Below are 5618 nucleotides of genomic sequence, written 5' to 3' on the forward strand. Positions count from 1 at the left end.
GAATTTTTAATTGTTGCCACATGGCGTATAGGTTTGATGTTTCTTGTTACTTATGGAACTAATTAGGAGGAATTCACTACGAATGGGTATCTATGGGATAACGCTAAACGGGGAACTTTCAAAACTTGCTTTCATAAATAGGTCTGTACTTCCAAACCAGTGATATTATTAAGCCACACAAATACAGGGATAGCAAATTTAATTTTCACTCTCACCGCAAAAGAGTTGATTTTGCTTAAGACACCACACATTCACCATCAATAACTTTTTCAAACAAATCATGTTGATAGCCAATTTCTTATCAACCCAATTATTTTTTGCAACAGTATTGATTTGATTAACTGAGGTTGTATATGAAAAAGCCTCACTAGGTGATTTATTTAAATATGGATGATTTCGTTCATCCCGACGGTTATACGCTAACATAGCTCTTAGGTTCAATATTCATATGACTGGACAATCCAATCATATGAATAACTTTGAAATTCTAGAGTATTATTTTTAATATCATAACCCATACCGCAGCCTTAATGACTGAGGATATGGATGAAAGTACTTTTGATTATTCAAATAGTTATCAGGATATTCAGATAAATAGTGCGTTATTAATGTTAAGGGTGCCAATAAAGGCTGTGTTCCTTGTCGATACTCGAGGATTAACTTGCTTAATGCTTGTCTTTGGTTTGATGTTAGATAGCGTTTAAAATAACCTTGGATATGCATAAGTACATTAGTATGATTGCGCCTAGTTGCTTGGTGCTGTAATAAATTCATAAACTTATTTCGATACTCATCAAAATAAGAGTCGATTGAATCCCATTCATTGTTACTAGCAACAAAACGACCAAGTTCTCGATAAAGAGGTTGTGAATGCGCCAATAAAAGGAGCTTATATCGAGTATGAAAGTCGATTAATGAGTGACGATTGAAGGAGTTTTTCTTTAGTTCATTTAGCTCATGAAGAGCAAATACCCGTATAATAAAATTTTCGCGAATATGGGGGTCACTTAACCTACCATCTTCCTCAACTGGTAACCAAGGCATTACTTTGAGTAATTGTTCAGTAAAAAGCCCCATTCCAGATTTTTTATTACCATTGCCAACAGAATCATACACTCGAACCCTTTCCAAGCCACAGCTAGGTGAGTTTTTACATACAATATAACCACTTAAATCTGAAAGATCACTCAAATAGGCGCTCGAAAACTGAACCATTTCTTCAGTTAAATCGCCTTCCCGACCATCACTGAATTTGAGTCTAACGTTATTTTCTTCAGATTTAACTAGCCTCAATGCGGGTCTAGGTGTTGGTAAGCCAATTGCCATCTCTGGGCATGCTTGTTGGTATTCGAAATAATCTGATAACTCATCTACAGCAAAATGAAAGCGCTTATGACCACCATCAAATCTAACGCTATCACCCAATAAGCATGAGCTAATACCTACAGTGATTTTTTTACCTAATGTATTGCTCATATCACTAGAGGTAAGAAGATTAACCATCATTGCCACCTTATATGAAATCACTTATATACGAAATTGATTTATAATAATAATTGAATTCATATTAGTAACATTGCACTTTATTTACTAGCTTTATAAATCACTACCTCACACTCTAATAAAACAAACAAAAAAGCCCCACTGAAGTGAGGCTCATAAGCGAGAAGAACTTGGATCAGATGGCCCAAGAAGAGCTGGCTACCTTTTCCCGCAATATACAACCTGATCTGACCAACCCAACACCTCAGCTTATCATCATGGTAGTACAGACAGCGTTACGAACCTCTTTTTTCAGCATAAATGATTTTCAACATTTCTGGCTCGGCTTACCGAGTCACCATACCGGTCTGCATTATCCTGACCTGACTCTATCAGCGACATATTTCCCATTAATCCACTTTTTGCCGACCGCTGGCTGGTCCGGCTATTTTCTGCAGGGAGCATTTATCATGCCTAAACAGGAACACCGCTATGACAGGTTAGCCATACGTCTCGCTATACTTGTCAGCCGTCTCTTTATGGGCGAATCACTCAACATTAGTCAACTAGCACAAGAGTTTGGCGTTTCTGGTCGTACGGTACAGCGCGACCTGCGTGAGCGTCTACGTTATCTCGACACTGAATATATCGACGGTCACGTTAGTCTCCGTGATGCACGAGGGCCTTTCCGAACTAACAGTGATATTCTGCGCTTTGCTCAGATAACCAGCGTGGCGCATTATTTTCCAGTTCTGGATCCTAAACTGCTTTCAGTACTACTTGATAACCGTCAGGACCCTCCCTGTATTGTCTGGAATGATCCGCCACGGCAGGCTCCTGCATTATTTGACGGTTTTCAGGTCATTGTTCAGTCCATTATCCGTAACCGCCTCATACGTTTTCTTCATCGTGAACATCTGCAGTCATCAATCGCACCTTACAGGCTCATTTGCCACGACGGAGAGTGGTATCTGGCGGCAGTATCAAAGGATCGTATTCAGGTTTTTACCCTCTCAGCAATTACCGATGTGGTGATGACCGCCAGCAGTTTTGCACGGAACAGGCATATTGATCGTATCCTGCAGGATCCGAGATTTATGCGTGCTCTTCCTCATTTTGATTACATCAGTGGGATTATTCATAAATAAGTTAATTGTCACTCTGCAGGTATATTCAAAATCTCTTAAAAAAGAAGAAATGAAATATCTGGTCAACCCTACCCCTCAAAAAATCAATTTATTCTGATCAAGGATTATTAAATGAAAATGTTTAAATCAGCGATATTTCTTCTCGTCGTCTCTACCCTTACGGGATGCGGAGATAATTTTTCGTGTGAAAACGAAGAGGTACTAAAATCAGTTAACGAGGTTATTGTCAGTAACGCTTTAAATAAAGTCGACTTCAAAACATTCCGCCCATACAGTCAGTCTGGTTTAACGAGTCATGTTGTGAAGATAACTTGGGATAACCCTATCGCTATTGATAGCAATCCGAATGTTAAATCGTTAACTTGCAAGGTACATCTCACAGCCATGCTATCCGATGATGAAAATAACAATTTAAAACAGAGGATTGATGACATTAACCAAAGGGCGATGAAAGAACCCAGCTACAAGAATAATAAAAGTTTTATCGCGAATGTGAATAAAACAGCTATTGATATGGCAAAAACTAGGCACGTCACAGGTACGGTAGAATATACTCTCTATCAGTCAAAGGGACAGGTGGTGACTGAAGTCAGTAATACGCCAGAGGTGAACCGAGTCATTAATCATATTGGAGATAAATTATTACGCCCTATAGCAAGAGTATATGCAGCTCAGCGGGGAGAGTTATCATTAAATAATTTTTATTCTATCGATATTCTGTCTATGTTTCGCGCACGATAAATCAGGGGTAAGGCTCTGAATATAAATACTGTCATTAACTATTTAAATTATCGGTAATAATTAAGGAGAGACCATGAAAAGATTATCATATCTTGCACTCACAGCTGCGCTGCTGAGTGCTGTCCCCACCGCTTATGCCGTACCTAATATCTGGGGTTCCGGCTACGGCATGGGTGTGTTTGAGTATATCATCACCGATTCACAGGACACTGAGTTGAATATTAGCTGTACCAGTAATCCCGATGATACTCAGGTGTTACAACACAGTGTACTGGTCACATTGCCGGATGGAAGAATACTGAGTTCACATGACGAAAATACCCAGATCACGCTGGTTACCAGCGATGAACAGTATGGTGTTCCCCCGTCTTTAGGCTGGCGTAATGGGGATAATGCATGGATATCATTCATTGATGCTGTTAGAAAAGCAACATCGTTTGAAGTCTGGATTAACAACAAAAAAGTAGCCCGTTTCACACCCTCCTCCAGCAATATTCATAAGGTACTCGCTGATATGTCAGTTTGTACAACCCTCACTGCGGATTAGTATCAGCGCCTCACAACATCCGTTTTGTCTGAAACGGATGTGCTCACATTCCCCTACGTTTTTTATTATAGGCTACTACTGGTAGCTCTGAGGTTTCACTATGTCCTTTTTGAAAATGCTTATCACTGCCTTAGGCAAGGTTCTTAACGGGTACGGAGCCCGTCAGGCACAGCAGTTTATTGAAACTCACTTTCGCCACGCTGGCTATGATGACGATTATATCAATATAGTCAGAGAAGCGGTTGCGGTATTTTTCACTGAGTTAATAACGGCTTTGATGACCCGTATTCTGCGGATCCTTGACAGGTTCTGATGCCATTGAGTGCTATTACAGCATACAATCAGAATCGCTGCTCCTGTCCCCTGAAAGTCATTGAAGCCACTAATCAGGTTCTCGGGATATTTGACTGAGATAAGGATTACCACCAGCCAGCTCTAAACAAGTTACTAGCTTGATATAAAAATACAAGCAGTGATTACCACATTTAAGCCACATCATCCTGTGATAGTCGCGCCTGCAACGGAAGGCTATAACCTACTGAATTTATACAGATATTACCCGCATAAGTCTGTAGTGGCATCGCTAGGCAACTACACTCAACTTATAGAACCATCTCTATAAAAATCCTTGTACTTAATGATTTTGAACAATGTACCAGTGGTATCATCAATACCATAGTCGATATCATTCTCCCCCTCTGATAAAACGTACGATCAGTACTGCCAAAAATAGCATCGTATCCGTTGCTAAATCCCTGTGGAGTTTTTTCTTTTAGCTTCTTAAATTAACAAAGCATTGATGACATCAAGAGACAGTCCTTAACGGGGTTGGCGCTTTTTTATTTCTTTTTCTTGGAGTTTCAACTTATGAATAATACAACCGAACCCGCTATAGTAATGACACTCCTCCTTGATGAACAACGCCTTGATTTTTGGTTCCACCATTTTGGTGCAGTTAAAGACTGGGCCACCTTTGAAGTGGTGATCTTTACCACGATAGGCCAATTCTGCGATGAGTATCATGGCGGTTACTGGGAGTACGGGATACTCAGTAATGGCGGTGCCTTTATCTACCCCGATATCAACGCAGACACCTTAACGCTATTCAACATGAACAACGGCAATGAAGCCACGGTGAGCCAAGAAGCGGCAGGCATTGCGGTGTGTCTTATCCTGTACAGCATCTGGTCATTCCAAACAGAAAGCGAAGTGATGTGTGACCTCTTTTATCGACTACGTGACTATGCGCTACAACATCTCGAATCTGCCGCCATTTTCCACTTAATTGATTAATCAGGAGTCTATCATGAGTTTATTAGCATCGCGTTTTGGTTCTGCTAGCAGTATTCGTCGTGACCGTCCACTCGCCATTGAAGAATTGTTTCGCACTGTGCCGAGTGTTTTCTCTGAAGAAAAACACGAATCCAGAAGTGACCGATATACTTATATCCCAACCATTACCTTACTCGATAGCTTGCAAAAAGAAGGCTTTTATCCGTTCTTTGCTTGTCAAACTCGTGTACGTGATGCCAGCCGTCGAGAGCACACCAAGCACATGTTACGCCTCCGAAGTCATGACCAAATCACGGATATACGATTCCCTGAAATTATTCTCTTAAATAGCCATGATGGCTCAAACAGCTATCAGATGTTACCGGGACTCTTTAGAGCTGTATGTCAAAATGGTTTAGTGTGCGGAG

Annotated in this window: 6 protein-coding genes; 5 read left to right on the plus strand and 1 reads right to left on the minus strand. The window is 40.5% G+C overall.

Annotated features, from left to right (window positions below; translation table 11 throughout):
* Nucleotides 1-507: 507 nt before the first annotated feature.
* Nucleotides 508-1503, minus strand: coding sequence for a YbgA family protein (locus PR766_RS17865; RefSeq protein ID WP_154635807.1), 996 nt, complete (start codon nucleotides 1501-1503; stop codon nucleotides 508-510).
* Between the two features lie 179 nt (nucleotides 1504-1682).
* On the opposite strand from PR766_RS17865, the gene PR766_RS17870 reads away from it, so the two are divergent.
* From PR766_RS17870 to PR766_RS17890, 5 genes are all read left to right on the plus strand, one after another.
* Nucleotides 1683-2630: a helix-turn-helix transcriptional regulator gene (locus PR766_RS17870; protein ID WP_230086685.1), complete on the plus strand. Its 948-nt coding sequence runs from the start codon at nucleotides 1683-1685 to the stop codon at nucleotides 2628-2630.
* A gap of 111 nt (nucleotides 2631-2741) precedes the next feature.
* On the plus strand, nucleotides 2742-3371 hold the full coding sequence (locus PR766_RS17875) for a hypothetical protein (protein WP_154635803.1): 630 nt from the start codon (nucleotides 2742-2744) through the stop codon (nucleotides 3369-3371).
* Between the two features lie 73 nt (nucleotides 3372-3444).
* Nucleotides 3445-3918: a hypothetical protein gene (locus PR766_RS17880; protein ID WP_154635804.1), complete on the plus strand. Its 474-nt coding sequence runs from the start codon at nucleotides 3445-3447 to the stop codon at nucleotides 3916-3918.
* A gap of 867 nt (nucleotides 3919-4785) precedes the next feature.
* Nucleotides 4786-5211: an antirestriction protein gene (locus tag PR766_RS17885; RefSeq protein ID WP_154635805.1), complete on the plus strand. Its 426-nt coding sequence runs from the start codon at nucleotides 4786-4788 to the stop codon at nucleotides 5209-5211.
* Between the two features lie 13 nt (nucleotides 5212-5224).
* A partial coding sequence (locus PR766_RS17890) for a DUF932 domain-containing protein (RefSeq protein ID WP_272518487.1) occupies nucleotides 5225-5618 on the plus strand: 394 nt, incomplete at its 3' end.

It is taken from the genome of Providencia sp. PROV208, from assembly GCF_028479465.1.
Classification (GTDB): domain Bacteria; phylum Pseudomonadota; class Gammaproteobacteria; order Enterobacterales; family Enterobacteriaceae; genus Providencia; species Providencia alcalifaciens.

Coding starts and splice junctions, on each gene's coding strand:
- PR766_RS17865 (WP_154635807.1), bottom strand. CDS start 1,503: ATGGTTAATCTTCTTACCTCTAGTGATATGAGCAATACATTAGGTAAA.
- PR766_RS17870 (WP_230086685.1), top strand. CDS start 1,683: ATGGCCCAAGAAGAGCTGGCTACCTTTTCCCGCAATATACAACCTGAT.
- PR766_RS17875 (WP_154635803.1), top strand. CDS start 2,742: ATGAAAATGTTTAAATCAGCGATATTTCTTCTCGTCGTCTCTACCCTT.
- PR766_RS17880 (WP_154635804.1), top strand. CDS start 3,445: ATGAAAAGATTATCATATCTTGCACTCACAGCTGCGCTGCTGAGTGCT.
- PR766_RS17885 (WP_154635805.1), top strand. CDS start 4,786: ATGAATAATACAACCGAACCCGCTATAGTAATGACACTCCTCCTTGAT.